The organism is Nocardiopsis sp. NPDC007018 (assembly GCF_040635075.1).
Classification (GTDB): Bacteria; Actinomycetota; Actinomycetes; order Streptosporangiales; family Streptosporangiaceae; genus Nocardiopsis.
The window spans coordinates 118,195-142,488 of the sequence record NZ_JBEYHA010000009.1 but is presented as its reverse complement, the minus strand read 5'-3'; the positions used below and the strand labels follow the sequence as shown (position 1 = coordinate 142,488).

Here is a 24,294-nt window from a genome sequence, read left to right as displayed (position 1 = left end):
ACACTCCGCTCACCCGGCAATCCTGTGATCGCCCAGTTCGAGAACTGGGGAGTCCCGTGCCGTACCGCAGGCCCCAAAGCGGCGGCCTGTACCGGGACGCGGGCGGTTTCGGGGCAGAGCCTGTTCGGCGAGCGGCGGCCTGTACCGGGATGCCGGTCGGCGGTGGTCCGCCGGATGGTCGTGGGCGGGTGAGATGATCACCGGGCGTCCGCTGGGCGCGTGCAAAAATACACATGGAGAAATATTGCGCGCACTGCAATCGTTGTTCGTGCAAGGGGAGGACCTATGGGGCTGCGAGAACGCAAGAAGCTGGCCACGCGCCGGGCTCTGCGGGAGGCCGCCGTGCGGCTCACCCTGGAGCGCGGGCTGGAGAACGTGACCGTCGAGGCCATCTCGGCCGAGGCCGACGTCTCGCCCCGCACCTTCTTCAACTACTTCGCGACCAAGGAGGACGCGCTCCTCGACGACGTCCCCGTCTCCCTCGACGAGGAGGCCCGCGAGGAGTTCGTGGCCGGCGGCCCCACCGGCGTGTTCACCGAGGACCTCGGCGCCCTCCTGATGGCCTCCCTGCTCGTCTCCGGCGACCTCGGCAGACAGCGCGCCGACATCGCCCTGCGACGGCAGCTGATGGACCGTGAACCCCACCTCCTGCCCGGTCTGCTCAGCCGCTTCCACGACGTGGAGCGGAGCGTGGCCTCGGCGATGGCCGAACGCGCCGGGGTCCCCCTCGACGACGCCCGATCCCAGGTGGCCGCGGCGGCCGCCATGGCCGCGACGCGCCAGTCCATGAAGGGCGTCCCCGAACACGAGGAGGGCGTCGACGAGCTCCGCGCCCGTCTCGGCGAGGCCTTCAGGACACTCGGCGACGTCTTCGCCCCCGGCCGACGGGGCTGACCGGCCCCGAGTGTGCCCCAGGTCTCGGGAACGCGCCCGGGGCCAGCGCCGTCGAAGCCACGCGGGACCCTTCGGGGGCGGAAGTCAGGGACCGCCCAGGGCTGTCCCCGATGGGAATCGTCGTCGTCGGAGGGCATGGTGGAGACATGAACGAGAACTTCTCCACCAAGCGCCTCCAGCGCAGCGAGACCGACCGTTTCCTCACCGGCGTCTGCGGCGGCATCGCCGCCTACACCGGTGTGGACTCCACGATCATCCGGATCGTCTTCGTCGTCCTGGCCCTGCTGGGCATGGCCGGCATCCCGATCTACATCCTGGCCTGGCTGCTCATGCCGGCCGAGAGCGAGCAGCGCTCGCTGCTGGAGCAGATCATCCGCAACTTCCAGGGAAAGTCGAGTGACAACTGATGTGGACCCTGCGCGCACACCCGGGGTGGCGGCGGCGCGAGCTGTGCGCCCCACGGGAGGAAAGTCAGAACGACCAGTCCCGTGAGACCTGCTCGCGGAGCACCGCCCCGAACACCGAACCCGCCTCCTAGGAGGCGGCCTCCGACTCGGTCGCCTCCATCCGCTCGATGACCTCCCGGGACATCCGGGACCACGGGATGGCCAGAGCGATCGCGGAGAGCAGGGCGAGCAGCCCGGCGCCGACGATCACCGTGCTGGTGCTGGTGAGCTCCACGAAGTAGCTGGACAGCAGGATTCCCACACCCTGCGCGGCCTGGAGCCCCGAGGCGACCAGGCCGAACGCCAGTCCGCGGCCCTCCTTGGGCACGCACAGGACGAAGGCCGCGTTGGCCACGAACTGGTAGGAGCCTGCCGCACCGCAGAGCGTCAGGGCGGTGATCATCATCCACAGCGGCATGGGGAACACCCACAGCAGCAGGGGGACACAGGTGAGGACCGCCAGCGGGCCGAGCAGACGGGTCCGGGTGGGCGGGGCGATCAGTCGGGTGAGCACGAAGCCGCCGACGAGCGCCCCGATCGACTGGCCCGCCATGATGAACCCGGCGGCGGCCGGACCGGCTCCGGCCTCGTCGGCCATGGGGTTGGCCAGCCCGTAGGGGATCGAGTACAGACCCGCGAGCCAGGCGAGCAGCGCCAGGACGCGCAGCTTGGGGTCGCGGAAGACCAGCTTGGCGCCGTCCCTGGTCATGGCCAGCAGGCCGGGACCCTTCTCACCGGTCTTCTCGCGCGCGGGGGCGGGGCGGGCCCGCACGCCGAACCGCACGATCAGTGCGGACAGGACGAAGAGCACGCCCGTCGACATCAGGGTGATGTTGGGGCTGACGAACGTGACGATCACGCCGCCCGCGATCAGGCCGAGGAGCATCCCGATCTGCGCGGTCAGCTGGATGATCGCTGTGCTGGCCACGTAGCGCTCGCCCTGGACGATCTGGCTGAGCAGCGCCGCCCTGGCGGCGGCGAACGGGATCGACGGCAGGATCGAGACGAACAGCAGCGCCCAGACAGCCCAGATCGGGATGCCGGGGATGCCGACGAGGACGATGACCGCCGCCCGGATCAGGTCGCAGGCCACCATCATCTGACGCCGCGGCAGGATGTCGGCGAGCCCGGAGAACAGCGGTCCGGCGAGGATCGGGGGCAGGAACATGACGGCCAGCGTGATTCCCGCGGCGAACGCGGAGTCGGTCAGCTGGTACACCAGCACGCTGGACGTGATGTTCAGCAGGTTGACGCCGATCACCGACAGGGCGTGGGCCAACCACATGGAGCGGAACTCGGCTATCGCCATGACGTCGCGGTAGCTGCTGCGCCACGCGTTGTCCTGCTTCTTCGGGGACTCGTGGTCTCCGTCACCGGCGGCCTTGTCGAGGCTCGGATTGCCCACCAGGCACTCCCTCACTGTCACAGGGGTGAATCACGCTGTGTCGTGTTCCCCTAACCAACGGTTCCGGAAGTAGGGCGGGCTGGCAAGCGGGTTGGGTGAATTCGTGTCTGATTCGTTGCTCCGAGTAATGTCTCCTGATCTGATTCGGTATCTTCCGTGCGGCCTGCCATCCGGATTGTTTTCCCAGGTGGGTACTGATGCAGGAGAGGTGCGCGCGGCCTCGGGGCATGCCGCGCGGGGGGAGGTGTTCGTTACTCGCCGGAATGGTGTCACTAAAGGGAATCGCGTCCCAGATGGGGCAATTTATGGGACCTTCGGATGATTATTCGCCGATGTGGTCGCTCTGTGTGAGCGTCGACGGATGCCCGGCGCGCCGGCGCGCCGGTGCCGGAGCGCCCGGGGTCACCGGCGCCCTGTGTCAGGTGTGTCCCGTCCACCCGGCGCCCGGTGTGCCGGTTGTCCCGTGCGCGGTTCCCGCCTCAGCCCCAACCGAGCTCCGTCAGACGTGAGTCGTCGATACCGAAGTGGTGCGCGATCTCGTGGACCACGGTGACCAGCACCTCCTCCACGACCTGCTCGGAGGTCGCGCACATGGCGCAGATGTTGCGCCGGTAGATGAAGATCTGGTCCGGGAGCACACCGAAGTACGCGTCGCCCCGCTCGGTCAGCGGAATCCCCTCGTACAGGCCGAGCAGGCCCTCCGGCGACTCCTCCTGGACCGAGATCACGACGTTGTCCATGAGTCGGGCCAGTTCCGGCGGGATCTGGTCCAGGGCGTCGGCCACCAGTTCCTCGAAGTCCCTGCGCGTCAGTTCAACCACGCCTGCCATTGTGCTGCCTCCGCGGGGTTTGGAGGAAGAGACATAACACTCTGGACGGGAGGAAACATTGGGAACGGCTCCAGTCAACGGCATGATGGGGGTGTGTTGTCTTGGGGAGAGATCCGCGCTTACGACTACAAGAGTGCCTTCGAACGGTTCCGCGTGACCCTTCGCCGGTGGCGCTCCGGACGTCTGTGGCGGTGGAGCTGCGTCGTCGCCGCCGGTCTGGTCGGCGGCTGGCTGGGGCTGGCCCTCGGCGGGCAGGTGGTCACGCCGATCGGCCCCGCCGACGTCACCTTCTCCCTGGCGCCCCAGTGGCACGGTGAGACCGTCGTCAACGTCGCACCGCTCGGCCAGCTGGCCTTCGACACCCACGCCGCGCCCCTGCGGCTCGAGGCGACCATCACCGACATCCGGCTGTCCGCCGCCGAGGAGATGTTCGCCGACCCCGACGCCATCAACCGCATGGCGGCCGGGATCGGCGCGGACCTCACGAGCGGTGTGACCGCCCTGCTGCTGCGCTCCCTCCTCGTGGCGGCCCTGGGCGCGACCCTGATGGGCCTGCTGCTGTTCCGGAACGCGTGGCGGGCCCTGGCCAGCGGGGCCACGTCCCTGGTCGTCCTGGTGGGCTGTGGCGGCCTCGCCGGGCTCACCTTCAACCCGAGCGCCATCGCGGAGCCGCGCTACACCGGACTCATCGCGGGCGCCCCACAGGTGGTGGGCAGCGCCGACGACGTCGTCAGCCGGTTCAGCGAGTACCAGGAGCAGCTCGCCGGGCTGGTCGGCAACGTGTCGATGATCTACGAGGCGACGTCGTCCCTGCCCGTGTACGACGACGACGAGTCGGTCATCCGGGTGCTGCACGTGTCGGACATCCAGCTCAACCCGGCGTCGTGGAGCATCATCAACACGCTCCGCGAGCAGTACGGCGTGGACGTGATCGTGGACTCCGGTGACCTGACCGACCGCGGCAGCGCGGCGGAGGACGTCTTCGCCGACGAGATCGGGAAGCTGGACGTTCCCTACGTGTGGGTGCGCGGCCAGCACGACTCCATGGGCACCCAACGCGCGGTGGAGGCCCAACCCAACGCGGTGGTGCTGGACGGGGACGTCGAGGAGGTCGGCGGCCTCACCTTCTACGGAGCGGGCGACCCCCGCTTCACCCCGGACGCCACCCGGCTCAACCCCGACGCCGCCGGAGTGGCCGCGCTGGGCGAGGAGCAGGCGGCCTCCGTCCGGGGCGGCCGGGACGACGTGGACGTCGCGATCCTGCACACACGCACCCAGGCGCTGCCGTTCGACGGCGTGGTCCCGCTGGTCCTGGCCGGGAACGAGCACCTGCGCTCCACGGAGCTCACCGACCTGGGGACCAGGTTCCTCGTCCAGGGGTCCACCGGCGGAGCCGGGCTGCGTGGGCTGGATCACGGGTCCGGTCGGCCGACGCCGTACCAGGCGTCGGTGCTGTACTTCGACGCCGAGACCGGCCGGCTCCAGGCCCGGGACGACATCGACCTCGGCGGGATCGGGCTCACGTCGGCACAGGTCGAGCGGCACATCGAGACCGACCCCGACCGCCGGATCGGTGTGCCGGAGGACGACGGGGACGAGAGCCCGTCGCCGTCGAGGGGCGCGTCGTAGGCTCCGCGTCGTCGCAGGTCCCGCAGGGTTTGTGTGGACTCGGGTATTCGCTTTGGCGTTGGTGGGAATCTCCCCTATGCTTAGGCTGTCTACACGGGCCCCCATCGTCTAGCGGCCTAGGACGCCGCCCTTTCAAGGCGGTAGCGCGGGTTCGAATCCCGTTGGGGGTACGAAGCGGTCAGAGCACTGCCGGGCGTCTGGCAGAATGAGAACCGCAGCGACACACGGGGCCGCGAGGCCCGGTGTGACAACAGAACAAGGTCCTGTGGAGCAGTTAGGAGTGCTCGCCACCCTGTCAAGGTGGAGGCCGCGGGTTCAAATCCCGTCAGGACCGCGTGCGTCGCCGAGGGAATCGGCGCCGCGGCTAGGTAGCTCAGTTGGTACGAGCGTCCGCCTGAAAAGCGGAAGGTCGGCGGTTCGACCCCGCCCCTAGCCACATCCAGCAGACATGCAAAAAGGCCCCGCCACCTGCGAAAACAGGTGGCGGGGCCTTTTCGTGCGTCGGTGGCTGTCGGTGACCGGTGGTGGGTCTCGGTGGTCAGCTGCGCTGAATGCGCGCTGAAGTTAGTAGCGCCGGCGACTCTCCTCGATCTGGCTCTTGGCGCGGTCCTCCTCCCCGACGAGACACTTCGCGTAGATCTTCTTCAGCACGGCCACGCTGTGGCCCGCCCACTGGGCCACGAGCGTCTCTGAGACGCCCGCGTTCAGCCACGTGGACACGCAGGTGTGCCTGAGGTCGTATGGACGCTTCGCGAGCGGAGAAGCCGCGTCAGCGTCACTGAGAGCCTCCGCCCGGGCCCACGTCCACGCGCGCCGGTAGGTGATGGTCGCCAGCGGGCCGCCTCGCACCCCGGTGAAGAGCCGCCCCTGGGCGTCCGTGCCGAACTCCTCCAGGTGCTCCCAGAACAGCCGGGTCAGCTCCGGGTCGCAGGGGACCGGCCGGACCTCTCCCTCTCCTCTCTGTTTGGGGCTGTTGCGGGTGTCTCGGCTGGTGCCGTCATCGGTGAACTCCGGCCGGGCGTCTGGTGTCACTTCGCCCACGTACAACGTCCCCCAGCCGTAGGTGACTTCCTCACGTCCGTCCTCAGTGGTCCGGCGCTGCGGTGCGGGCAGGGAGAGGTCGTGCTTGTGGAGGTTGACCGCCTCCTCGGGTCGGAGCGCGGCGTAGTACATCGATCCGAAGAACGCGACCAGGCGTGGGCCGGACTTCATGCCCTGGCGCCGCTCGGACTCCTCGTAACCGTACTCCCGGACCTTGTTGAGAAGATCCCCGGCCTGCCTTGGGTTGACCACGCACCGTCGGTCTACCTCATGGAATGACCGGGCGCCGGCCGCTTCCAGGTCAGGAATCGGGTTCTGTTCCAGCAACCCCTGGTCGACGGCGTACTTCAACGCGGCCTTGAGGATGCCGTGGTTCCTGCGCTGCGATCCGACTACCAGCTTCTTCCCGTTCAGGTCTCGGATCGCTGCCTGGACAACGGCCTTGGCGACTGAGGGCTCCCGTAGATCCGTTATCGGCCGCGAATGCTCGGAGACCCATTGCAGGGCGTCGATCACGTCCTGTGGGTGCTCGCCAGACCGGAACGTCTTGCTGTAGGCGAACCGTCGGAGAGCCGCCCGGAGCAAAGCGGGGTCGGGCATGTCCCGTTCGGTGGTGAACAGGGCGGTCGTCGCCATCATGAGCGCGAACGCGATGTTGCCCCGGTGCTTGGCGGAGATGTCCGGCCACTTGTGGTCCACGTAGGAGGCCGCGAAATCGTGCCAGGTCACCTCGCTTCGGGCTTCGTCGTCCTTCGCCTTCTCGTTGCGGAGCACACTTACGGGGAGCCCGCGGCTGATGCTGAACCCCTCACCCCTGCTCTGAGCCTGTACGAGCTGGGAACGGAATGCTTCGGCCTGGGCAGACGAACCGTGCGCCTGACGGTGGGGTTTCTTGCCCACCCGCCAGCGGACGGAGTAGGTGGTGACCCGAGCTCCCTTGTACACCTCGGTCTTCCAGATCCGAACCTGGTAGCTCAGGTCATCGGGGGCGATCATCGGGAGCTGTCCTCTGCACTGGTCATGAACTTCTCGAACTCGGAACGGCGGATGCGCAGGCTCCCGTTGGGGAGCTTCGCGCACTTGGGGGCACGGCCCTTCTTCCGCCAGTCATAGAAGGTGTCGCGGCTGATCATCAGCTCCTCGCAGAAGTCGTCGACCGTGAGCCAGCCACGGCTGCGCTGGGCGGGGACGCTGGGGGTCTTGACGTTGCTCATTCGGGTGCGACCTCCAGGTAGACGCGGACGTGGCCGGAGTTGTGGCGGCTCGGGTAGGGCTTTGAGGGGTCGGCGGACGGGATCGCGTTCGTGATGGCGTCTACGACTCGGGCCACGGTCTCCGGCGGCCCGATCACGCGGACCTTGGCCAGGTCCAAACGCGGCTTGCGGCGGTCGGTCATGATGGGTGGTGCCTCCTTACCTTCTGTGGATTGGGGGCGCGGCTCCGGCGGTGCTTGGCGGTACAGGCCGGAGCCGCTTCGTCGATCTGTGTCAGAAGGGCTCGTTGCAGAAGCACTCCTCACCACGGCAATCGCGGCAGATGATCCCGAGTGACTCGTAGGTGGGTTCTCCGCAGTAGCACTCGCAGTGCGATCGGCACTCTGCGCAGACGCCGACGTTCTCGGCCTCGCAGTCACGGCACGTTCCCTTGGTGGTCCTGCTCATTGGTCGATTCCTCCGGTGACGTGGTGTTTATCGGTTGAGTCGCTGGTCGGCGCCGGTCATCTCGACCCGGGTCGTCATCTCGATCAGCCGGGACGCGATCCGGTCGCCCAGAAGTGCGGGGAGCGCGGCGGGCGGCTCGTTGCTGGTGATGATCACCGGGAGCATGCGGTTGTAGCGGTGGTTGACGATCCGGTACGTGGTCTCCTCGGTCCAGGACGAGGACTTCGTGGTCCCGAGGTCGTCCAGCAGCAGCACGGGCACGGTCAGCACGCGCCGCATGAGCCGTTCGCGTTCGTCGTCGTTACCCCTGCCGGGGCGGAGCGCGGCGTACAGGTCGGGGAACGTGGTGGCCAGGAACCCGAACCGCGTGGGCCCGGTCAGGGCAATTCGGCGCACGGCCCCGAACGCGGCGTGGGTCTTGCCGGTTCCGGTGCCGCCCCAGAGCATGAGTGAGGGTGCCTGCGTGACGTCGGCGGCGACCCGGTCGGCCCAGTCGCACACCGTGGGGTGCTGGGTGGTGGCGGTCAGGTAGCGGGGCGGGGCGACGCGTTCGAACTTGGTCAGGGCCGCATTGATGCGCTGCCTGTGGTGGTAGGTCGGGTGCCCCGGCAGTTCGGGGTCGGGAGCGTCCTTGACGGGCCCGGGTGTGGTGTCCAGTCCCTTCTCGCGGGTGATGCGTGCAAGTCGGGCGAGGAACTGCGAGTCGATGGAGGTGTTCATGCGCTTCCTCTCAAGACCAGGGGTCGGGATCGTCGCCGTAGTCGGTCGGGTTGCGGTACGGGGTGTGGCCTCCCACCACACGCAGGTGAGGTCGTGCTGGGGTGGAGCGGTTGATCGCGATGCGCAGGGTGTCTGCGGTCAGAGCGAACCGGCCGTCGGCCGCGACGTGTTCGAGCCCGCGTGTGATGTCCTCGTCGGAGTAGCCGTTGGTCAGGGCCTTCTTGACGACGGCACGGGTCTTGTTCCAGTCGCCCATGCCGTTGGTGGCACGGTGGTAAACGGCGGCGAGCGAGTTGACGCGTTTGCGGTCGATCGGTGCCGCTGCGTCGAGCTGTGTCGTCGGGGTGGTTACGGGGTCTTGTGGTGGTTGGTCGCGCGAACCTTCCCTTATAGGGGCCCCGGAACTGGTGTCCCCCGGGGGACACCAGTTGGGGTCTTCTTGTGTCCCCCGGGGGACACCCTCTTCCTCAGAAACAGGTGTCCCCCGGGGGACACCCTCTTCCTGGGAAAGGGTGCTAGATTCCGTCCCCTGTTTCCTGGGAAGCGGTTGGCCCCCGGGGGACACCAATTCGTTCGAGGGATGAGCGGCTTGAAAGATGGAGACTTGCCCTCGTGCTCCCCGGCGTACCTGCGTCAGGAACCCGGCCTGTACGGCCTCTGCAAGTCGCGCGGAGATGCGTCTCGGCTGTCGTGAGAGCAGTGCGGCGAGGTCGTTTCGGCCGATCTCGACACGGCCGTCCTCGTCCATGTGCTCCGCCATGACGAGCAGGAGCACGCGCACGCTGTCAGGGACGCGGGCGGTGGCGTAGACGTAGCGCAGCCACCGCCCGCGCACCGTGTTCGGGTCGGCCGGTGCCACTACCCCTCCGAGGCGGTCACGTCGTCTCGGAACTCCGGGGCGCACCAGACCCGCACGACGATGCCGTCCACGATCGTGCGGGTGTCGGGGGTCGTGCCGTGGCACAGTTCCACACGGGCGCCCAGGTGTTCGGCCCAGTCCCGGACCGCCTGGTGGGAGTCGGCCTGCCCGATCAACAGGGCGGTGCCCAGGTGTGCCGGAACGAAGCACTGGGTGAAGTCGCCCGGCGCGTACAGACTCCAATTCACCTCGGGCAGTTCAGCGGAGAGCAGGTTCGTGAGCACCCTGGCACCGGTGCGCTGGAGATCCTGATTGGTGGTCTGGGTGGTCATACTGGTGTGGCCTTCCTGTTCAAGGGATTGTCGGGAAGCGGCGGGCCCACCGGGATTGGCGTTCGGGTGGGCCCGCGTCTGAGCTGGGCCGAGTGCCTCTACTTGCGGGGCTTCTCCATGCCGCTGGTGTGCCGCTGGGCCGTGCGCAGGTGCCCACGCACCGCCACGAGGCTCTCGACCGCCGCCTGGACGGCTTCGGCCATCCCCTTCACCGCAGGTGTGCGGGGTCGGTCACTGCGGGCACCCCCACGGCATGCAGCGCTGGTCGCCCTGACAGGGCCAGAGGTGCAGGTGCAGATGGAAGACGGTCTGCCCGGCTTCGGCCCCGGTGTTGAGACCGAGGTGGTGGCCGGGCCGCAGGAGCTGGGCGGCCCGGCGGGCGGTGATCGCGGTGATGACCGGGTCGACGGCGGCGTCGGCCACGTGGATCCGCGGGATGACGAGCACGTGGCCGGGGGTGAGCGGGGCCAGGGGGACGATCGCGAGCGCGTCGTCCCAGACCCGCACGATCTCGGCGGGCTCCTGGCCGTCGATGATCTGGCAGAACACGCACGTCATCGGGCCACCACCGGCTGGTGCAGGTCGCGGTGGTGCACCTGGACCTCGAACCCCTGCTCGCGCAGCAGGCTCGCGGCCTGAGCGGCGATGGTCGGTGCTCGGTGGCGGCCTCCAGCACACCCGACCGCGAGGTCGACGTCGGTGCCGCTGGGTCCGGCCGCCATCGCGGCAGCGGTCGCCGCGACCGCCCGGATCAGGTCCTCGACGCCGGAGGTGGCCAGCACCCGCTCGACGACCGGCTGGTCGTGCGCGGTCATCTCCCGCAAGGCCGGGTCCACGTGCGGGTCACGGAAGTGAGAGCGGGCGTCGAAGGTCGCGTGCGCCTCGGGCGGGGCGGCGTGCAGGAACCCGAAGGACGTCAGGTGGATCATCACCGGCGGCCTCCCAGCCAGTACTCGCCCGGCGCGGTGCTGTAGGCCTTCTCGGCCAGGGCGAGGTCGTCCTCGCTCACCCACGACAGACGCCCGGCCTCGTGCAGCAGGCGCAACCAGACGGCCTCGAGGCTGTCGTCGGGCTGGGTGGCCGTTTCGCCTCCGGTCCGGTAGTGGGCCAACGTCGCCTCCGCCAGCGCGTCGACCTCCGTCCGGGCGTAGAACCGGGCGCCCTTGGTCTCGCCCGGGGCGGGCGTCACCTCGCCTTCGGCGGTGGCCACGGCCAGGTGCCAGTAGTGGCCCGCCACCGGCTGGTGGGGAAGGGACGCGCAGAGGTTGGGCAGTTGCCCCTCCCACACCAGCCCGGACCCGGTGACGGTGAGTCCGACTTCCTCCTGGACCTCCTCGACCAGGGCCCCGGCCACGTCGGTGTGGGCGTCCTTGACGTGCCCGGCCACGGGGGCGGTGCCCTTGGGCCACCAGCCGCGGGTGACCATGAGCAGACGGTCGGCCTCATCGGTGATGATGACGCCCACGCTCGTGCCGCAGCAGCGCTTCTTCGTGGTCATACTGGGTGTGCTCCATTCATGGGGTGGCGGCCCGCCCGGGTCCTTGTCGGCAAAACCAGAGCCAGGGCGGGCCGTCGTCATGTGGTGGACCGGCTGGTCCCCCCGCTCACCCCGCCGCGTGGCGGGGTGAGCAGAGCCAGCAGCCGGGACAGCCGGGAGGGTCAGAAGCTGATGTCTCCGTGGTGATCGCCGCCGATCTGCATCAGTGCTCCGCTCTGGATCGTGCCGACGAAGGTGTTCCGGTTCTTGGGGCGGCGCGGGGTGGTGTCGATGAACAGCAGTTCCACGGGCTCGTTGGGGTCGGAATCGACCTCGACCAGGGCATGGCCGGTGGCGGCGTTGACCACCGGCTGGTCGCCGGGCAGGTCTTCCAGAGCGCGGCGCAGGTCAGCGACGGTCATGGACTTCATGGGCATTTCCTTACGTTGGGTGATGGTGTGCGTGTTCGGTCGCTGGCGACCGAATCGGCTGGACCCCCGTTTTGGGGGTCCGGCGACCGAAAGAATCGGTCGAAAAGATGACAAAGAAGGCGACCGAACCGTGGTTCGGTCGCCGTCTGGTCGCTCACTCTGCGTCGACCTCAGGCCAGCCGGTAGGGGGCCTTCCTCGAGCCCGGCTTGATGATGTGCCCGGCCTCGCGCAGCGAGGTCAGGGCCGCCTTGACGGCCGTGGCCCCGCACCCGGGACGGCCCTTGAGGGCGTCCAGGACCTCAGCGGTGGTGGCGGTCCTGCGCTCGCGCAGCACCTTGAGTACCTCGGCGGCCGTGCCGGTGACCCCCTCAGGGTCGGTGACCTCGGTGTGCGCGACCTCGGTCGCGGCCTGCTTCTCGGCGCGGGCCAACCCCAGGTCGAGGAGCACCTGGTGGGGAACCTCCGGGGGCAGGGTCACCCCCACCGCCGGACCACCACCCGCCCCACCGGCCGGTGAGGAGGAGGGCTTGGTCTTCTTCGCCCGGGTCGGCTTGTCCCCGGCCAGCAGCCGGCGGCCCCGGGCGATGCGCTCAGCGATCTTCTGCTCGGTGGCCGCCTCGGCAGCGTCGGCGTCCTCCAGCCGAGAGGCGAACAACCCGCCGCTGCCCTCGTCGAGGGCGTCGGCGGAGTAGGGGTCCAGGTCCTGGACCTGGACCTCGGCGGCCGCGGCCATGAGCCGGTCGGTGACCTCGTCGCCGGAGTAGGCGGTGCGCATCACCGTGTCCCGCCCCTTCAAGCTGACGGCGAGGCCCTTGTTGCGGGGCTGGTTCTCGGGGTCGGGCAGGGTGGCGGGGTTGGACTTGGGGAAGTCGCGGACGAAGATGCTGGCCTGGTTGGCCTTCATCTTCAACGCGACGCTGTTGGCGGCGGTGGCGTTGGAGCGCACGCTGTCGTGGCCGAAGTCCTCCAGCCCGTACCCCTGGGTGATGATCATGGCGACCACCCCGGAGGAGCGGCCCTTGCGGCACAGCCAGCCGACCTTCTCGGCCAGGGCCAGGTCGGCCTTGACCTCGTAGAACTCATCGAAGATCAGGCACACCCCCGGGAACTCGGGGGAGGGGGCGAACCCGGACTGGCCCTGGGTCTTGAGGTAGGCGCCGCGCTCCTTGACCAGGGTGATCAGGCCATCGACCACCGCGTGCCAGTCCTCGAGCTCGCTCGAGCCGATGAACCAGTTGGCGTGCTCCGCGATCCGCGGGCTGGACTGTCCGCCCTTGGGGTCGATGTAGATGGTGTAGGTGCACCCGGTCTGCATCATCCCCAGCATCAGCCCCTCCGACAGCGAGGACTTCCCGGAGCCGGTGATGCCGCCGATGTAGCCCGACCACATGGACTTGCCGTCGTAGAGCAGCCACTCGGGCTCGCCGTCGCCGTCGACGTAGCGGCCCATACGGATCAAGGTCTTGCCGTCCCGCTCGAGGACGCGGTCCTGGCCGTCCTCGAGCGGGACGGGCACGTCCATGATCTGGCGGCTGATCGCCCGGATCCAGAAGATCGTCGGGTCCGGCTCGCCCTCCTCGGGGGCGTCCTCCTCGATCTCCAACTGGGAAGGCGAGATCTTGAGCGCGGTCCCGAGCCGGGGGAGGTTGGCGCGCACCATCTCGGCGGAGTGGCCGTCGGAGGTGGTCTCGACCTTGGCCATGACCCCGAACGTCGTCGGAGTGGCCCTCAGGAGCTGGGCTCCGGCGAGGATCTTGCCCTGGGCGGCCACGTGGGTGTCCCACCGTTGGGTGATGCGCCCGTGCAGGTCGGCGGGCACGGCCGCTCCGGACTCCTGTGGGTCCGGGAGGGGGCCGGTGAAGATCTCCTCCAACCCTGGACGCCGCACGATCAGGTGGTGGCGGTGGTGCTGCCACCAGCGCGCCGACACACTCAGCAAGGTCAGTACCCCGGCGGCTGCGGCGGCCGACCACCCTTCGGAGGTGGTGGGGGCGCAGGCTGCGGTCAGGGTCGCGGCCGCCACCGCCACCCCGGCGATGACGCGGCTGTGGCCGACCTCGGTGCGCACCCAGTGCGCGGCCAGCGGGAAGCGCCTGGTCCCCCACCGCGAGCGCAGCACCCGGGGGGCCACGGCGGCGCTCAGCCCCGCACCGGCGGCGGCGATCATCGCTGAGAAGCCCGGGGCGATGCTGGCTTCGGCGGCCAGACCCACGTGCAGGGCGGTGGCGGCGAAGGCGCCCCCGCCCCAGTACCAGGGGGTGAAGACGTGGGAGTACATCCGCCGCAAGGAGGCCTCGCCGGGGTGGGCGATCGCGTCCCAGGTCTGCCCGAGGATGCCCTCGCGGCTCCACGCCCGCGTCTTCTTGGTCTGGGCGTGGGGGCCCAGGACGCCGTCGATGTCCCAGGGGCGCTCGGCCAGAGCCGTCTCCACATCCCGCGCGGTCACGGGTCGCTTGCTGGTCTTCGTGGCCACGACGGGCCTCCTTCGTGTGGGTGGGGTGTCTGCCTCGTCAGCGTCGGGGCGACACCCCCGACGGACCCCGCCCCCGGCAACTGTTGGTTGCTGGGGGCGGGGTTTCGGCTACTCGACGGACCTACGCGCTATTCGCCCTGGTAGTAGGACTTGTTCTTGGCCGCGTCCACGGCGTCGGCGTAGGCCTGGGCCACTGCCTGGTTCAGGCGCACGGTCGCGTCGGTGGCCCGGGCGACCGCGTCCCGGCTGGACTGGGCCTGCTCCTGGCCCTGGGCCAGCACGCCGACCAGGCCCTCGCCCATGCCCTGGGCGCGGGCGGAGGCGACCAGGGACTCGAAGTGCGGCAGCAGCACCGTGTCCAGGAAGCTGGTGTGGGCGCGCATCGCGGCGACGTCGCCCTCGAAGGAGGGCATGTCGACCACGACCACGGGCTGCTGCTGTTCGCCTCCGGTCTGGCCGCCGGAGGAGGTCGAGGAGGAGCCCGTCGAGGCGTCGCCCTGGCCGCCGGTCGAGGAGGGGTTCGAGGGGGTCGGGCCGCTGTTGCTGGTGTTCTCGGACATGGAGCTCCTTCTTCACGCAGGGTGATATGGGTGTGGTTCGGTCGGTCGCGACCGAACGGGCCGGACCCCTGGTTTGGGGGTCCGGCGACCGAAAGAATCGGGTGAAAAGGTGACAAAGAAGGCGACCGAATCTCGTTCGGTCGCGGTTCGGTCGGTGACTGTGCGTCTACCGGCCCCGGTTGAAGTACTCGCCGTCGGCGGCCTCGGGAGCGGCCTGGCGAGCGTCGGCCACCGGGGTGTGGGCCTGCTCCAACTGGGTGCGCGCCGCCGAGATGGACGAGGCCGCCTCGGAGTTGGCGATCCCCGCGAAGGAGACCTCGGAGACGGCGATGTCACCCATCTGGTGGGAGCGCATCCCGGCCGCCAGGGCGTCCATGTCGGAGGCGATCTTGGACAGGTAGCCGGTGTAGGCCTGGAGCGCCTTCAGGTGCGCGGCCAGGGTCGGGGCGTCAGACAGGTCGATGGCCACAGGGGCCCCCTTCTCGTTGGTGTGCTGGGTGTTCTTGGTTTCGAGGAAGTCCCCGAGGGCCTCGTAGGCCTCGCGGCGCTGGTTCTGGGCGTCGATGACGGCGTCCAAGGCCACCTCCTCCTCGAGCTCGGGGTCGGGGTGGTGGCCGGACCCCTTCTTGCCGAAGGGGATGACGTTGTCGGGCAGCTCCTGCGGCTCTGGGAACTCTTCGTCCCTGCGGGGTTCCTCGTCCCAGCGGGGTCCCTCGTCCCAGCGGGGTCCCTCGTCCCAGCGGGGTCCCTCGTCCCAGCGGGGCTCCTCCGGCTCGGGGGTGGCGAACCGCTCCTCGCCCCGCCGCTTGAGCAGCTCGTAGCCGCGCTTGATCTGCGCCTTCTTCTTGGCCCGCCAGGCCCGGCGCGCCCGACGCCGATCCCACCGAGTGGTGGAGCGCCAGTGGTCGGCGTCCTCCAGGGCGTCCTCCCACCAGTGCCGCACCAGGTCCCGCATCCGGATCCGGCGCGGCTCCAGGTGCGCCGGGATCGGCTTCCCCTGGTCCAGGCACTGCTGCATCAGGGCGTGCGCGGCCTTGCGCTCGCGCTCGGAGGCGGCCATCTTCGCGGTCCGGTAGGCGTAGGAGGGCGGCGTCTGCCCCTTGAGGATCGCGGCGGTGTCCTTGATGCCACCCCCCGCCGTTCCCCAGGTGACCAGGGACGCCAGCACCAGTGCGGTGATCGGGTCCATCGGCTCAGCCCCCGATCAGGGCGCCGACGAGGCCGGTGGCCGCACCGGACCCGGCGTCGCGCAGGCCGGCGTGCAGAGACCCGATGATGCCGCCCGCGTACATCGCGGCGACCGGGGTGAGCACGAAGGACGCGATCGCGTACTTGTTGCAGGTGTGGTCGACCATGACGTCAGCGACGATGACGATGGTGCCGATCAGCGCGAACACGCCCAGGATCATGGTCGCGGAGACCCCGCCACCGAAGACGCTGTTGAGCATCCCGGCGACCATGCTGGCCAGCAGCATCATCATCGACCCCATCCACCCGCCGACCGCTGACGCGGCCAGGGCGAGCGAGCCCAGAGCCGCCAGGGACAGGGGCAGCCACCAGTGCTTGCCCCACTTCTTGTTGGTGATCCACGCGGCCCAGAACAAGCCGATCGCGGTGATGATGTACACGGTGTTCCTCCAGTTCAGGGGGGTTAGAGCAGGTCGGTGACGGCGGAGACCAGGGTCGAGGCCAGCACCCACACAGCGAGCACGGCCAGGGCCAGGGCCGCCTGGCGGGCCGCGGACACGCACGACCACGCCAGCAGCACCGCCGCGCCGATCACCGGCAGCGAGACGACCAACCGGGCCACCTCCGCCACCCGCACCACGCGGTTGTCGGGCAGGTGGTCGCCCTTCAGGGCCTGCTCCCACAGCCCCTTGAGCCCCGGGCTGGCCTCGTTCAGCAGGTCCGGGGGGCGCAGGTGCTCCACGGCCCAGGCCCGCAGCGCGGTGACCTTGTCCAGGTCCAGCCCGCCGGTCTTCTCTTCGGAGGCAGGCTCGACGGACGTCGCGGACTGCGCGGCAGGAGGGGCCGGTCGCGGTGCCGCCTTGGGCGGCACCGGCGCCGGCGGTGAGGCCGGGGCCGGTTCGCTGCGAGCGCCGGGTACCGCGAACAGCGGTGGCGCCTGGTCGGGGCGCTTGTATGGTTCGGCCCCCACCGGGGGCTCGCGGTCAGGCAGGGCACCCATCGGCCCCTCCCATCAATCGTGGTCGTGCAGGTCAGGTCTGTGTGAGTGAGGCCGCCCCGCCCCGCCCACGGCCTCGAGGCCGGGCAGCGGGAGCTGGTCGGCGCACAGCGGGCAGTGGTCGTGGGGGCGGGTGCGGTGCGCGCGGGGGTCGCGGCACCGCTCGCTCGCGGGCGGGGCGACCTGCTCCAGGTGCTCCAGCCGGTCAGCGGCGGCCGCGGCCTTGGCGAAGCGCGGCTCGAAGCGGCTGTCGCAGCCGGGTGAGCAGTGGACCCGGTACACCCACGCGAACCCGTCCGGGGTCATTTCGTGGGTGCGCCGCACGTGGGGTCGGTGCTTGGTCGGCCGCTGCGGGCGGCCGGTGGTGTTGGGGTGGGTCATCGTCCTCCTCGGCAGAGAGCGGGCCGCCACCCGCGTGTGGGGTGGCGACCCTTTTCGGTGGCCCCGGGCGGGGCCCGAGCGAGTCGTCGGGGTGGGTCGATCGGTTCTCCTTCGCTGGTGGCAGGGGTGGTGGACGTGGGGTCGCTCGCAGACAGCTCGCAGGCGCTTGGCCGTGCGTCACCGTCGTGCGTCACGACCACCGGAGTGGTGAACACACCCACCACCCATGGGGAGGGTGGGTGTGTTCACCCGCCGGTGGCGGGTGCCCGCCACCGCGCGAGGCGGTGGCGGGACGAAGAGCTACTCGGACTCGGTCTCGGGCTGGAACACCTGGTGACCCTCTGCGGCCAAGGCGACCCGGTGCTTGCGCACCGCGGTGCGGGACAGGCCCACACGGCGGCCGATTTCGGAGTTGTTGGCACCGGCACCCAGCCCCGTCTCGGGGTCGGTGATCGCCGCCAGCACCGCCTCGCGGTGGTCCTCGGGTTCCACCTCGACCTGCCGGTCAGAGGCGGGTTCCGCCTGGGGTTCCAGGGGGGTTCCAGGGGGGGTTCCACCCCCGGTTCCGGTGGGGGTTCCACCCTCACCGGAACGGGTCTTGAGCATGACGGCGAGGGCGTCGGTGCCCCGGTCAGCGAGCGCGGCCAGGTGCTCCTCGGCCATCCCCGCCAGCACCTGGCGGACCATGTCGACGTCGACGACCGTGGCCGTGGACGGCTGCTCGATCAGCTGGTCCGGCACGGGGATGTGAGCACCGCCCGCCCGCACACGCAGCTCCTCCCGGGCAGCCGACCAGTTCTCTCCCTGCCACGCCTTGACGTTGGAGCGCACCGTTTCGGTGGCGGCAACCGAGGCCTGCCACGCCGACCAGGACGCCAGTGCGGCCGCCCCCGCACCCAGGGCGCCCAGGGCTCCCAGGACGCTGGTGTTGAAGAAGACCAACCCGGCCAGGTTGAGCAGGACCGACACCGCCAGCAAGGCGATGATCTGCCTGGTCAGGAACCGCAGCGCCTTCGCCCCACCAGCGGAGAGATTCTGACCCTTGTGCTGTTCGGCCAGCTCGGCGCGCTGCCCGATCAGGCGGATCACCCGCACGGTCAGCACGATCTCCAAGGCGATCGCGATCGCACCGGCGGCCAGAGCCGGAACCGACGCGGCGGCCATGATCATGGCCGCCATCCCCACCGCTGACAGGGCCGATCCGGCGATGGCGTAGGCGAACTCCTCGCGCCGCCACCCGCGTGCGGCGACCGTCAACCGGCGGGTCGCGGTCGCCGGGGAGGTGCTCTGCTCGAAGGCCCGTACCTCGGTGAGTTCGGCGGCGGCCTCGTCGGCGTCGGCCAGGCCCTCGTTGACCGCGCGGTCGGCCCGGGCGTCCACGGCTCCGGCCCGGCGCCGTTCGGCACGGTGCCGGTCGACCAGGCGTTCGTGGTCGGCCGCGTCGCTCATGCGTTCGCGCTGGTAGTCCAGGCGGATGCGTTCGCGGGCGGTGTGGTCGCGTTCGGCGTTGAGCACCCCGACCACGTTCGGGTTGACGGTAGGGGTTTCCAGGTGGGTGGTGTCGACGTCAGCGAGCTGGTCGGCGGCCTTGGCCTGGGCGGCGTAGGCCTTGACGACCTCGTCCAGGGGCAGGGCCGCCGGAGTGGGCGGGTGGTCGGGCTTCTCGCGGTTCCTCTTGTTGGACACGGTCGTGTGTTCCTTCCAGGTCAGCGGGTGGGCGCTCGGCTCAGGGCGAGCAGCACCAGGGCCAGCAGCGTCAGCGTGGTCACGGCGGTCAGGAGCAGGCGGGTCGGCGTCACGGGACGTCCTCGGTGTCAGGAGCGGGCCGGGGCCGCACCAGGTGGTGGGCTTCGGCGTGGTCGGTGAGCACCAGCAGCACGATCGTGGTCGCGACCCACAGCAGGAGGGCGGCCACCGGGATCAGGAGCGTCACTTGGTGTCCCCGCAGACCATGCAGATGTAGGCGGATCGGGGCAGGTCCTCGTAGGTCATGGGGACGCCGCAGTGGTAGTAGACGACCGCTCCGGGGGCCCAGGTCAGGACGCTCATGCCGCCCTCACCTCCGCCCGTATCTGGTCGGCGGGCCGGGTGGACGGGACCAGGGCGAGAACGCGCTCGTGGAGGGCCTCCTCGCCGTCCGGCTCCTCGAGGAGGGCCTCGTTCACCGGGCGCACGTGGGGGCGGCCGGTGGGGGTGTCGACCAGGCCGACCAGCCGGTAGTCGGTCTGGACGGTCTGCTCCAGGAGCAGGGCCGCGTCGGCCGGGTCGTCCCACCCGGCCTCGGTCAGGGCCTCGCGCACGTCCCAGGACGGGTGGTCGTAGGGGTCGCAGAAGGCGACCTCGGCGGTGTCGGCGTCCCAGAAGCGGGGGCTGTGCGTCTGGACGATCTCGGCGGCCTCCAGGTCAGCCAGCGCGGCGAGTTCGTACAGTTCCTCGGGGGTAGGCTCGGGCTCGTACATCTGATTCCTCCTGTTGAGAGTGGATGTGGGTGTGCAAGAGCCCGTCCGGGCGGCGATCCCGGGCGGGCTCGTTGTGTTCTTCGGGTGGGTCAGGCGATGGTGACGCGGTCGGTGGGGGCCATGTCGGGGGCCTGGCCCGGGCCGATGTCGACCCAGTCCACCCAGATGCGGACCCGGCCGCGGCTCGTCTCCTTCTTGGTGAGTCGGCCCGGGGTGCCGGCGGTGGAGACGATGGTGTCGCCCACGCACAGGTCGGCGGCGAAGATCGTGGTGGTCACGGTGGCTCCTTCGTGGGTGATCGGTGGACCCTGGTGGTCCCCGCGCTGTCCGGCAGGACGGGCCGGACAGCACAGGCAACCCAGGGACTCAGGCCGCGAGTTCGCGGCGGGTCAGAGCCGGAGTGGGAAGCGCACGATCCGCAGCCTCCAACGCGGCCCGGGACATGTGCTCCCAGCGCAGCGGCGCCCGGGAGTAGAGGGAGGATCGCTCAACAGCGTCCATCCGCTGCTTCGAGCGTTCGACCGCCTCGGACCCGGCCCGCCAGACGCGCCCGCACTCACACGCCAGGTACGCCTGGTCGAGGTGGTCGGGGTGCCAGGCCAAGGTGCGCTCGGATGCGTCGCACGCGGCATCCTGGCAAGGCCAGGAGGTGGCGAAACCGCGCCACGACGTGATGACGATGTCGTTCAGCAGCTTGCCGGGCCCGGTCGGGCTCACGGCCGTGTGTCCGGCCTGGGCCATCAGGGCCCAGGTACGGACGAGCGTTCCGGCCTCGTGCGCGGCCACCAGCAGCGCCTCACATTGGTCGTCACGCTCGCGGACCAGCCGGTCGTTCTCCTCCTGCGCCTCGGACAGGCGGTGCAGGACCTCGGGGAGGTCGGCGGCGTCGCGTAGCCGGGAGCGCAGCGGTTCGGGGATGTCGACCTCGTCCCCGAGTCCGTAGTCCAGGGACTGGCAGGCGTCCACGACCTCGTCCAGGGCGTGCTCGGCGGCTTGGAGGTCGTCGGTCAGCGACTCGACCTGGCCGGTCAGGGTCGTGGCCTCGCTGGTCAGCCGCTCTGCCTCGGCGTCGAGAGCAGTGACCTCGTCCCGGCAACGGCGGTGGGTGAAGCGGATCATGCGGCGGCGCTCCTCGTGGTCTCGGTGTCGGTGGTGATCGGGACGACGTCCGCGAGACGGCCGGTGGAGAAGCCCTCCAGGTCAGCGCGGATCAGCTCGGAGACCTCCTCGACCCGGGCGGCGACCCCGCCGGGGCGGGTGGTGTCGGCGAGGTCGATCTCGGCCAGCTGGTCGACGAGTGCGGAGGCCATCAGAGCGCTCCGACCGTGGAGCGGCGCTCCTGGAGGAGCGCGTCCCGCTCAGCGGTCAGGGCCGCGATCTGTCCCTCGAGGAGGGCGAGGCGGTCGACTCCGCCGACCAGGACGGTCTGGTCGTCGATCTCGGTGACGGTGTAGCCGCTGGCTCGCAGGACGGCAGCGACCAGCCCGCTGCCGTCGTGGGTGAGGCGGACCAGCAGCCCGGCGGGGGTCTCGGCGGTGCTCCAGATGTCGCGGACGGTCTTGATGATCGGGTACACGATGCTCTTACTGAGGGTCATGATGTGGTCCTTTCAGCTGGTGGAACGTGGTGTGGGCCGGAGGCCCTGCTGTCCCTGCCCGCCCCCGGCCGCCACCAGGAGGTGGGGGTCGGGGAGGGACAGGCACCCCAGGGGTGCGGCGCGGCCATTCCGTGCCGCCGGTCTATTCCGGTCGGCGCACCCGTGTGGGGGTGCCGTGGCCACGTCTTCCCTTCGCCGCCCCTTGTCTGCTCGGGGTGGGGTCAGGGCGTGCTCGCTATGTGCCGCAAAGGGCTTCTCAACGCTCATGTGCTCCGGGCTTCCACACACAGGACAGAGAAGAGGCCCTCTGACCAGCGGAGTCTGCCTCCGGGCTCTGGCTACGTCCTTGACCATACGCACTTATGCAATAAGCGTCAAGACATATGGCATAAGTTGAGGTGAGGCGTTGTTGAGACCAGGTGAGGGCGGGGGCTCTCCGGCGACCCCGCAAGACGGCTACGGTGGAAGGACCTCGGATATGTCAGAAGACGGAGGCAAGATGGCCGGCCTCGAACCGCCCAAAGCGCGCTACAAGCAGGTTGCTGAGCTGCTTCGCGAAGCCATCAGTCGTGGCGAGTACCCGGCGGGGTCGAGTCTGCCCAGCCAGCCGGACCTCGCCCGGAAGTACGGCCTCAACCAGAGCTCCATCAACCGGGCGATGGCCGTGTTGCGGTCTGAGGGGCTGATTCGCACGGAGCATGGGAAAGGCTCCGTTGTTCTGGAAGTGCCCACTGTCAAGCGTGTGCGCCGCATCGACCGTGACTACCGGACCCGCCCCACAGGCAGCAGCTTCGCTGAGGAGCTGACCAAAAAGGGGCGCACCTCCCGCACTGAGCTGGTGGCCTGTGAAGCGGTGAACGCTCCTGCGGACATCGCTGAGCACTTGGGGCTTGCGGAGTCGGAGCAGGCTCTACTTCGCAAACGCCACATGTACGCCGAAGAGAAGCCCGTGCAGATCGCGGCCTCCTACATCCCGATGAGCGTGGCGGGAAGCGTGGACATCGCCATGCCGGATGTTGGACCGAGTGGCATGTACGCCCGCATCGCTGAGCGCGGTTTCGGGCCGGTGCGGTTCACCGAAGACATCGAGGTGCGAAGCGCCTCCGAGGACGAGGCATCCTTCCTCAACATCTCTGTCGGGCAGCCCGTGTTCGCCATTCTTCGCACGGCCTTCGACAAGGTCGACCGGCCGGTAGAGACGTGCCTGAACGTGATCTCGGCACTCCAGTGGAAGCTCACCTACGCCTGGCAGCAGGATGTGAGTTCATGAGCCTTCCCCGACACAGCGTCAGTGTCACCGGAGTGGTAATCCGCTCCGAGGATGGCAAGGTGCTCATCATCAAGCGTATGGACGATGGCCGTTGGGTCCCGCCTGGCGGCGTCCTGGAGCTGAATGAGACTCCAGAGCAGTGCGTGGTGCGAGAAGTTTGGGAGGAGACCGGGATCGAAGTTTCCCCGGTTCGCCTGGTTGGGGTGTACAAGAACATGAACCTCGCTGTGGTTTCGCTAGCATTCCTCTGCGAAGCCATCGGGGGCGAGCCAAGGGCGAGTAGCGAGTCGAGCGTGGTCACGTGGGTTACCCCCGAGGAGGCTGTGGAGCGATGCCCCGAAGCGAGGGGAATCCGCATCCAAGACGCCTTGTCGGCGCATGGTCCCTATGTTCGAGCTCACGATGGGACATCCCTGTTGCCAACGCCTCGAACCTGAAGGCATGAAGCTTCAGTCGACGGAAGTGCTTCCAACAGCTCTGTGTGCTGAATACGTGCTGAAGTTGGCGGAAGTGACGAGCGGAGTGTGCATTACCCCAGCTCAGGGGCCATGTTGGCGGGTTCAGTGTGACCGCCTGAAAAGCGGAAGGTCGGCGGTTCGACCCCGCCCCTAGCCACATCCAGAAACGCCCGGAAGCCCCAAGGCTCCGGGCGTTCGTCGTGCACGGGACCCCCGGGCCCGGCGGGGCTGGGGGAGCCGCCTCGTCACCAGGTGACGCCGTGCCAGCTCACGTGGTGGTCCGTGTGGTCGGAGTCCTTCGTGCACCAGTACGTGGTGCCGTCGCGCAGCAGGAAATCGTCGCAGGCGATCCCCGCCGCGCGGTCCTCGGCCAGCGCGTGCAGGAGCCGTTCCGGGCTCTCCGGGGCGGGGTCGCCGAACCCCGGCTCCCCGAAGCTCTCCAGACCGTCCAGGAGGCGTCCCTGGCGGGTCCGGGCGGCGGGCGCGGCCCGGGGTTGCGACCGGATCACCAGGGCCGTCGCGTTGTCGGTGCTCTCCGCCTCGCGCGCCGCGTCCACCAGCACCCGCACCAGGGTCCCGGGGTCGTGCGCGTGGTCGGCCACGAGCTCCGCCAGGAGCCGCTCGTCCACGTAGTCGTGGATGCCGTCGCACGTGAACAGGGTGAGGTCGGCTGCGGGCACGGTGGCGGTGCCCACGTCCTCGCGGCCCGCCGTCGCCACGGACGTGGTGACGGTGTGGTCACAGGTGCGGGCGAGGTCGTCCGACGCCCACCGGTCGCGCAGCTCCTGTCCGTGGGTGTGGTCCCGTGTGTGTTGGCGCAGACCCTCGCAGGGGCTCCAGGTCCACACCCGGCAGTCGCCCACCCAGGCGATGTCGACGGGGTCGTCGGGCGCGTCCTGGCGGGCGTGGGCCATCACACAGTCCGTTCCGGGGTACACGCGGATGATCGCGCGGGCGGCGGCCAGGACGGCGTCGGCGGCCTCCCCCGGGGCGGCGGTGGCGGTGTCGGCGGCCAGCTGCGCGGCCCTGGCGGTGTCGGGATGGTCGCCGAACCCGTCGGCCACGGCTGCCCGCCAACCGTCGGACGCGGACTCGATCCGGTGGGCGCAGGCGTCCTGCTGGGTCGGTCGGGGCCCCTGGTCGGTGTCGGTGGCGATGACGGGGGCACTCATGCGCGCTCCTTCA

The 24,294-nt window shown here is 69.7% G+C and carries 32 protein-coding genes, 3 tRNA genes and 1 other RNA gene; 8 read left to right on the top strand and 28 right to left on the bottom strand.

Annotated features, from left to right (window positions below):
* The first annotated feature begins 285 nt into the window (after positions 1-285).
* Positions 286-894, top strand: coding sequence for a helix-turn-helix domain-containing protein (locus ABZ635_RS07355; protein WP_357760331.1), 609 nt, complete (start codon positions 286-288; stop codon positions 892-894).
* 146 nt (positions 895-1,040) lie between these two features.
* Positions 1,041-1,301, top strand: a complete 261-nt coding sequence (locus tag ABZ635_RS07350; RefSeq protein ID WP_357760328.1) for a PspC domain-containing protein — start codon at positions 1,041-1,043, stop codon at positions 1,299-1,301.
* Positions 1,302-1,428: 127 nt separating this feature from the next.
* Here the strand turns inward: ABZ635_RS07350 and ABZ635_RS07345 are convergent, their stop codons facing one another.
* Both ABZ635_RS07345 and ABZ635_RS07340 read right to left on the bottom strand, forming a co-directional pair.
* Entirely contained in the window at positions 1,429-2,649 is a 1,221-nt protein-coding gene (locus tag ABZ635_RS07345; protein ID WP_357760427.1) for an MFS transporter, read from the bottom strand.
* 575 nt (positions 2,650-3,224) lie between these two features.
* Entirely contained in the window at positions 3,225-3,575 is a 351-nt protein-coding gene (locus ABZ635_RS07340; protein ID WP_357760325.1) for a metallopeptidase family protein, read from the bottom strand.
* Between the two features lie 96 nt (positions 3,576-3,671).
* Here ABZ635_RS07340 and ABZ635_RS07335 point away from each other — a divergent pair, with 96 nt between their 5' ends.
* The 4 genes from ABZ635_RS07335 to ABZ635_RS07320 all read left to right on the top strand — a co-directional run bounded on the left by ABZ635_RS07335 (position 3,672) and on the right by ABZ635_RS07320 (position 5,640).
* Positions 3,672-5,204 (top strand): metallophosphoesterase, encoded by a 1,533-nt coding sequence (locus ABZ635_RS07335; protein WP_357760424.1) that lies wholly within the window; start codon positions 3,672-3,674, stop codon positions 5,202-5,204.
* A 97-nt stretch (positions 5,205-5,301) separates the two neighbouring features.
* Positions 5,302-5,374: transfer RNA gene (locus ABZ635_RS07330), tRNA-Glu, on the top strand.
* Between the two features lie 89 nt (positions 5,375-5,463).
* Positions 5,464-5,538, top strand: a tRNA-Asp gene (locus ABZ635_RS07325).
* Between the two features lie 28 nt (positions 5,539-5,566).
* Positions 5,567-5,640: transfer RNA gene (locus ABZ635_RS07320), tRNA-Phe, on the top strand.
* 128 nt (positions 5,641-5,768) lie between these two features.
* Here ABZ635_RS07320 and ABZ635_RS07315 read toward each other — a convergent pair.
* The 25 genes from ABZ635_RS07315 to ABZ635_RS07195 form a co-directional block, all read right to left on the bottom strand.
* Positions 5,769-7,241 carry a site-specific integrase gene (locus ABZ635_RS07315; protein ID WP_357760322.1) on the bottom strand — a complete coding sequence of 491 codons (1,473 nt, stop codon included), beginning with the start codon at positions 7,239-7,241 and terminating at the stop codon, positions 5,769-5,771.
* Entirely contained in the window at positions 7,238-7,459 is a 222-nt protein-coding gene (locus ABZ635_RS07310) for a helix-turn-helix domain-containing protein (protein ID WP_357760319.1), read from the bottom strand. Before ABZ635_RS07310 ends, ABZ635_RS07315 begins: the two co-directional genes overlap by 4 nt.
* Complete coding sequence (locus tag ABZ635_RS07305) at positions 7,456-7,641, bottom strand: hypothetical protein (protein ID WP_357760316.1); 186 nt, start codon at positions 7,639-7,641, stop codon at positions 7,456-7,458. Before ABZ635_RS07305 ends, ABZ635_RS07310 begins: the two co-directional genes overlap by 4 nt.
* A 91-nt stretch (positions 7,642-7,732) precedes the next feature.
* Positions 7,733-7,906 (bottom strand): hypothetical protein, encoded by a 174-nt coding sequence (locus ABZ635_RS07300; protein WP_357760313.1) that lies wholly within the window; start codon positions 7,904-7,906, stop codon positions 7,733-7,735.
* A gap of 27 nt (positions 7,907-7,933) precedes the next feature.
* The gene (locus tag ABZ635_RS07295; RefSeq protein WP_357760310.1) at positions 7,934-8,626 is read right to left on the bottom strand and encodes an ATP-binding protein; all 693 of its coding nucleotides are present in this window, start codon (positions 8,624-8,626) and stop codon (positions 7,934-7,936) included.
* Between the two features lie 10 nt (positions 8,627-8,636).
* A complete protein-coding gene (locus ABZ635_RS07290) occupies positions 8,637-8,882 on the bottom strand; it encodes a hypothetical protein (protein ID WP_357760307.1) in 246 nt (81 codons plus the stop codon).
* Positions 8,883-9,484: 602 nt separating this feature from the next.
* Positions 9,485-9,817: a hypothetical protein gene (locus ABZ635_RS07285; RefSeq protein WP_357760304.1), complete on the bottom strand. Its 333-nt coding sequence runs from the start codon at positions 9,815-9,817 to the stop codon at positions 9,485-9,487.
* 231 nt (positions 9,818-10,048) lie between these two features.
* On the bottom strand, positions 10,049-10,375 hold the full coding sequence (locus ABZ635_RS07280; RefSeq protein WP_357760301.1) for an HIT family protein: 327 nt from the start codon (positions 10,373-10,375) through the stop codon (positions 10,049-10,051).
* Positions 10,372-10,746, bottom strand: coding sequence for an RNase adapter RapZ (locus tag ABZ635_RS07275; RefSeq protein WP_357760299.1), 375 nt, complete (start codon positions 10,744-10,746; stop codon positions 10,372-10,374). The genes ABZ635_RS07280 and ABZ635_RS07275 overlap by 4 nt, the downstream gene beginning before the upstream one ends.
* Positions 10,746-11,315 carry an NUDIX domain-containing protein gene (locus ABZ635_RS07270; RefSeq protein WP_357760296.1) on the bottom strand — a complete coding sequence of 190 codons (570 nt, stop codon included), beginning with the start codon at positions 11,313-11,315 and terminating at the stop codon, positions 10,746-10,748. Before ABZ635_RS07270 ends, ABZ635_RS07275 begins: the two co-directional genes overlap by 1 nt.
* A 161-nt stretch (positions 11,316-11,476) precedes the next feature.
* The gene (locus ABZ635_RS07265) at positions 11,477-11,725 is read right to left on the bottom strand and encodes a hypothetical protein (RefSeq protein WP_357760293.1); all 249 of its coding nucleotides are present in this window, start codon (positions 11,723-11,725) and stop codon (positions 11,477-11,479) included.
* Between the two features lie 170 nt (positions 11,726-11,895).
* On the bottom strand, positions 11,896-14,199 hold the full coding sequence (locus ABZ635_RS07260; RefSeq protein WP_357760289.1) for a hypothetical protein: 2,304 nt from the start codon (positions 14,197-14,199) through the stop codon (positions 11,896-11,898).
* A 23-nt stretch (positions 14,200-14,222) separates the two neighbouring features.
* An RNA gene (locus ABZ635_RS07255) (hammerhead ribozyme type II) lies at positions 14,223-14,309 on the bottom strand.
* Positions 14,310-14,327: 18 nt separating this feature from the next.
* Positions 14,328-14,759 (bottom strand): hypothetical protein, encoded by a 432-nt coding sequence (locus tag ABZ635_RS07250; RefSeq protein WP_357760287.1) that lies wholly within the window; start codon positions 14,757-14,759, stop codon positions 14,328-14,330.
* 166 nt (positions 14,760-14,925) lie between these two features.
* Positions 14,926-15,948 carry a hypothetical protein gene (locus ABZ635_RS07245; RefSeq protein WP_357760284.1) on the bottom strand — a complete coding sequence of 341 codons (1,023 nt, stop codon included), beginning with the start codon at positions 15,946-15,948 and terminating at the stop codon, positions 14,926-14,928.
* Between the two features lie 4 nt (positions 15,949-15,952).
* Entirely contained in the window at positions 15,953-16,387 is a 435-nt protein-coding gene (locus ABZ635_RS07240; RefSeq protein ID WP_357760281.1) for a hypothetical protein, read from the bottom strand.
* A 23-nt stretch (positions 16,388-16,410) separates the two neighbouring features.
* A complete protein-coding gene (locus ABZ635_RS07235; RefSeq protein WP_357760278.1) occupies positions 16,411-16,947 on the bottom strand; it encodes a hypothetical protein in 537 nt (178 codons plus the stop codon).
* 12 nt (positions 16,948-16,959) lie between these two features.
* Positions 16,960-17,325, bottom strand: coding sequence for a hypothetical protein (locus ABZ635_RS07230; protein ID WP_357760275.1), 366 nt, complete (start codon positions 17,323-17,325; stop codon positions 16,960-16,962).
* 300 nt (positions 17,326-17,625) lie between these two features.
* Positions 17,626-19,011, bottom strand: a complete 1,386-nt coding sequence (locus ABZ635_RS07225) for a hypothetical protein (protein WP_357760272.1) — start codon at positions 19,009-19,011, stop codon at positions 17,626-17,628.
* Between the two features lie 109 nt (positions 19,012-19,120).
* Positions 19,121-19,258 (bottom strand): hypothetical protein, encoded by a 138-nt coding sequence (locus tag ABZ635_RS07220; RefSeq protein WP_357760269.1) that lies wholly within the window; start codon positions 19,256-19,258, stop codon positions 19,121-19,123.
* 112 nt (positions 19,259-19,370) lie between these two features.
* Positions 19,371-19,784, bottom strand: coding sequence for a hypothetical protein (locus ABZ635_RS07215; RefSeq protein ID WP_357760266.1), 414 nt, complete (start codon positions 19,782-19,784; stop codon positions 19,371-19,373).
* An 89-nt stretch (positions 19,785-19,873) separates the two neighbouring features.
* Entirely contained in the window at positions 19,874-20,062 is a 189-nt protein-coding gene (locus ABZ635_RS07210; protein WP_357760263.1) for a hypothetical protein, read from the bottom strand.
* A gap of 88 nt (positions 20,063-20,150) precedes the next feature.
* On the bottom strand, positions 20,151-20,903 hold the full coding sequence (locus ABZ635_RS07205) for a hypothetical protein (protein ID WP_357760262.1): 753 nt from the start codon (positions 20,901-20,903) through the stop codon (positions 20,151-20,153).
* On the bottom strand, positions 20,900-21,094 hold the full coding sequence (locus ABZ635_RS07200; protein WP_357760259.1) for a hypothetical protein: 195 nt from the start codon (positions 21,092-21,094) through the stop codon (positions 20,900-20,902). The genes ABZ635_RS07205 and ABZ635_RS07200 overlap by 4 nt, the downstream gene beginning before the upstream one ends.
* On the bottom strand, positions 21,094-21,381 hold the full coding sequence (locus ABZ635_RS07195) for a hypothetical protein (RefSeq protein WP_357760256.1): 288 nt from the start codon (positions 21,379-21,381) through the stop codon (positions 21,094-21,096). The genes ABZ635_RS07200 and ABZ635_RS07195 overlap by 1 nt, the downstream gene beginning before the upstream one ends.
* Before the next feature lie 478 nt (positions 21,382-21,859).
* On the opposite strand from ABZ635_RS07195, the gene ABZ635_RS07190 reads away from it, so the two are divergent.
* Positions 21,860-22,651, top strand: a complete 792-nt coding sequence (locus tag ABZ635_RS07190) for a GntR family transcriptional regulator (RefSeq protein ID WP_357760253.1) — start codon at positions 21,860-21,862, stop codon at positions 22,649-22,651.
* Positions 22,648-23,088 carry an NUDIX domain-containing protein gene (locus ABZ635_RS07185; protein ID WP_357760251.1) on the top strand — a complete coding sequence of 147 codons (441 nt, stop codon included), beginning with the start codon at positions 22,648-22,650 and terminating at the stop codon, positions 23,086-23,088. Before ABZ635_RS07190 ends, ABZ635_RS07185 begins: the two co-directional genes overlap by 4 nt.
* 266 nt (positions 23,089-23,354) lie before the next feature.
* Here ABZ635_RS07185 and ABZ635_RS07180 read toward each other — a convergent pair whose 3' ends face one another.
* Positions 23,355-24,281, bottom strand: coding sequence for a phosphatase (locus ABZ635_RS07180; protein WP_357760248.1), 927 nt, complete (start codon positions 24,279-24,281; stop codon positions 23,355-23,357).
* Positions 24,282-24,294 lie beyond the last annotated feature (13 nt).

Excerpts from the sequence above, each read along its gene's own strand:
- ABZ635_RS07350 (WP_357760328.1), top strand. The coding sequence starts at position 1,041 with ATGAACGAGAACTTCTCCACCAAGCGCCTCCAGCGCAGCGAGACCGAC.
- ABZ635_RS07340 (WP_357760325.1), bottom strand. The coding sequence starts at position 3,575 with ATGGCAGGCGTGGTTGAACTGACGCGCAGGGACTTCGAGGAACTGGTG.
- ABZ635_RS07185 (WP_357760251.1), top strand. The coding sequence starts at position 22,648 with ATGAGCCTTCCCCGACACAGCGTCAGTGTCACCGGAGTGGTAATCCGC.
- ABZ635_RS07315 (WP_357760322.1), bottom strand. The coding sequence starts at position 7,241 with ATGATCGCCCCCGATGACCTGAGCTACCAGGTTCGGATCTGGAAGACC.
- ABZ635_RS07190 (WP_357760253.1), top strand. The coding sequence starts at position 21,860 with ATGTCAGAAGACGGAGGCAAGATGGCCGGCCTCGAACCGCCCAAAGCG.
- ABZ635_RS07290 (WP_357760307.1), bottom strand. The coding sequence starts at position 8,882 with ATGGGCGACTGGAACAAGACCCGTGCCGTCGTCAAGAAGGCCCTGACC.
- ABZ635_RS07300 (WP_357760313.1), bottom strand. The coding sequence starts at position 7,906 with ATGAGCAGGACCACCAAGGGAACGTGCCGTGACTGCGAGGCCGAGAAC.
- ABZ635_RS07235 (WP_357760278.1), bottom strand. The coding sequence starts at position 16,947 with ATGGGTGCCCTGCCTGACCGCGAGCCCCCGGTGGGGGCCGAACCATAC.
- ABZ635_RS07205 (WP_357760262.1), bottom strand. The coding sequence starts at position 20,903 with ATGATCCGCTTCACCCACCGCCGTTGCCGGGACGAGGTCACTGCTCTC.
- ABZ635_RS07285 (WP_357760304.1), bottom strand. The coding sequence starts at position 9,817 with ATGACCACCCAGACCACCAATCAGGATCTCCAGCGCACCGGTGCCAGG.
- ABZ635_RS07195 (WP_357760256.1), bottom strand. The coding sequence starts at position 21,381 with ATGACCCTCAGTAAGAGCATCGTGTACCCGATCATCAAGACCGTCCGC.
- ABZ635_RS07345 (WP_357760427.1), bottom strand. The coding sequence starts at position 2,649 with ATGGCGATAGCCGAGTTCCGCTCCATGTGGTTGGCCCACGCCCTGTCG.
- ABZ635_RS07180 (WP_357760248.1), bottom strand. The coding sequence starts at position 24,281 with ATGAGTGCCCCCGTCATCGCCACCGACACCGACCAGGGGCCCCGACCG.
- ABZ635_RS07295 (WP_357760310.1), bottom strand. The coding sequence starts at position 8,626 with ATGAACACCTCCATCGACTCGCAGTTCCTCGCCCGACTTGCACGCATC.
- ABZ635_RS07200 (WP_357760259.1), bottom strand. The coding sequence starts at position 21,094 with ATGGCCTCCGCACTCGTCGACCAGCTGGCCGAGATCGACCTCGCCGAC.
- ABZ635_RS07270 (WP_357760296.1), bottom strand. The coding sequence starts at position 11,315 with ATGACCACGAAGAAGCGCTGCTGCGGCACGAGCGTGGGCGTCATCATC.
- ABZ635_RS07265 (WP_357760293.1), bottom strand. The coding sequence starts at position 11,725 with ATGAAGTCCATGACCGTCGCTGACCTGCGCCGCGCTCTGGAAGACCTG.
- ABZ635_RS07280 (WP_357760301.1), bottom strand. The coding sequence starts at position 10,375 with ATGACGTGCGTGTTCTGCCAGATCATCGACGGCCAGGAGCCCGCCGAG.
- ABZ635_RS07275 (WP_357760299.1), bottom strand. The coding sequence starts at position 10,746 with ATGATCCACCTGACGTCCTTCGGGTTCCTGCACGCCGCCCCGCCCGAG.
- ABZ635_RS07305 (WP_357760316.1), bottom strand. The coding sequence starts at position 7,641 with ATGACCGACCGCCGCAAGCCGCGTTTGGACCTGGCCAAGGTCCGCGTG.
- ABZ635_RS07355 (WP_357760331.1), top strand. The coding sequence starts at position 286 with ATGGGGCTGCGAGAACGCAAGAAGCTGGCCACGCGCCGGGCTCTGCGG.
- ABZ635_RS07250 (WP_357760287.1), bottom strand. The coding sequence starts at position 14,759 with ATGTCCGAGAACACCAGCAACAGCGGCCCGACCCCCTCGAACCCCTCC.
- ABZ635_RS07245 (WP_357760284.1), bottom strand. The coding sequence starts at position 15,948 with ATGGACCCGATCACCGCACTGGTGCTGGCGTCCCTGGTCACCTGGGGA.
- ABZ635_RS07310 (WP_357760319.1), bottom strand. The coding sequence starts at position 7,459 with ATGAGCAACGTCAAGACCCCCAGCGTCCCCGCCCAGCGCAGCCGTGGC.
- ABZ635_RS07230 (WP_357760275.1), bottom strand. The coding sequence starts at position 17,325 with ATGACCCACCCCAACACCACCGGCCGCCCGCAGCGGCCGACCAAGCAC.
- ABZ635_RS07215 (WP_357760266.1), bottom strand. The coding sequence starts at position 19,784 with ATGTACGAGCCCGAGCCTACCCCCGAGGAACTGTACGAACTCGCCGCG.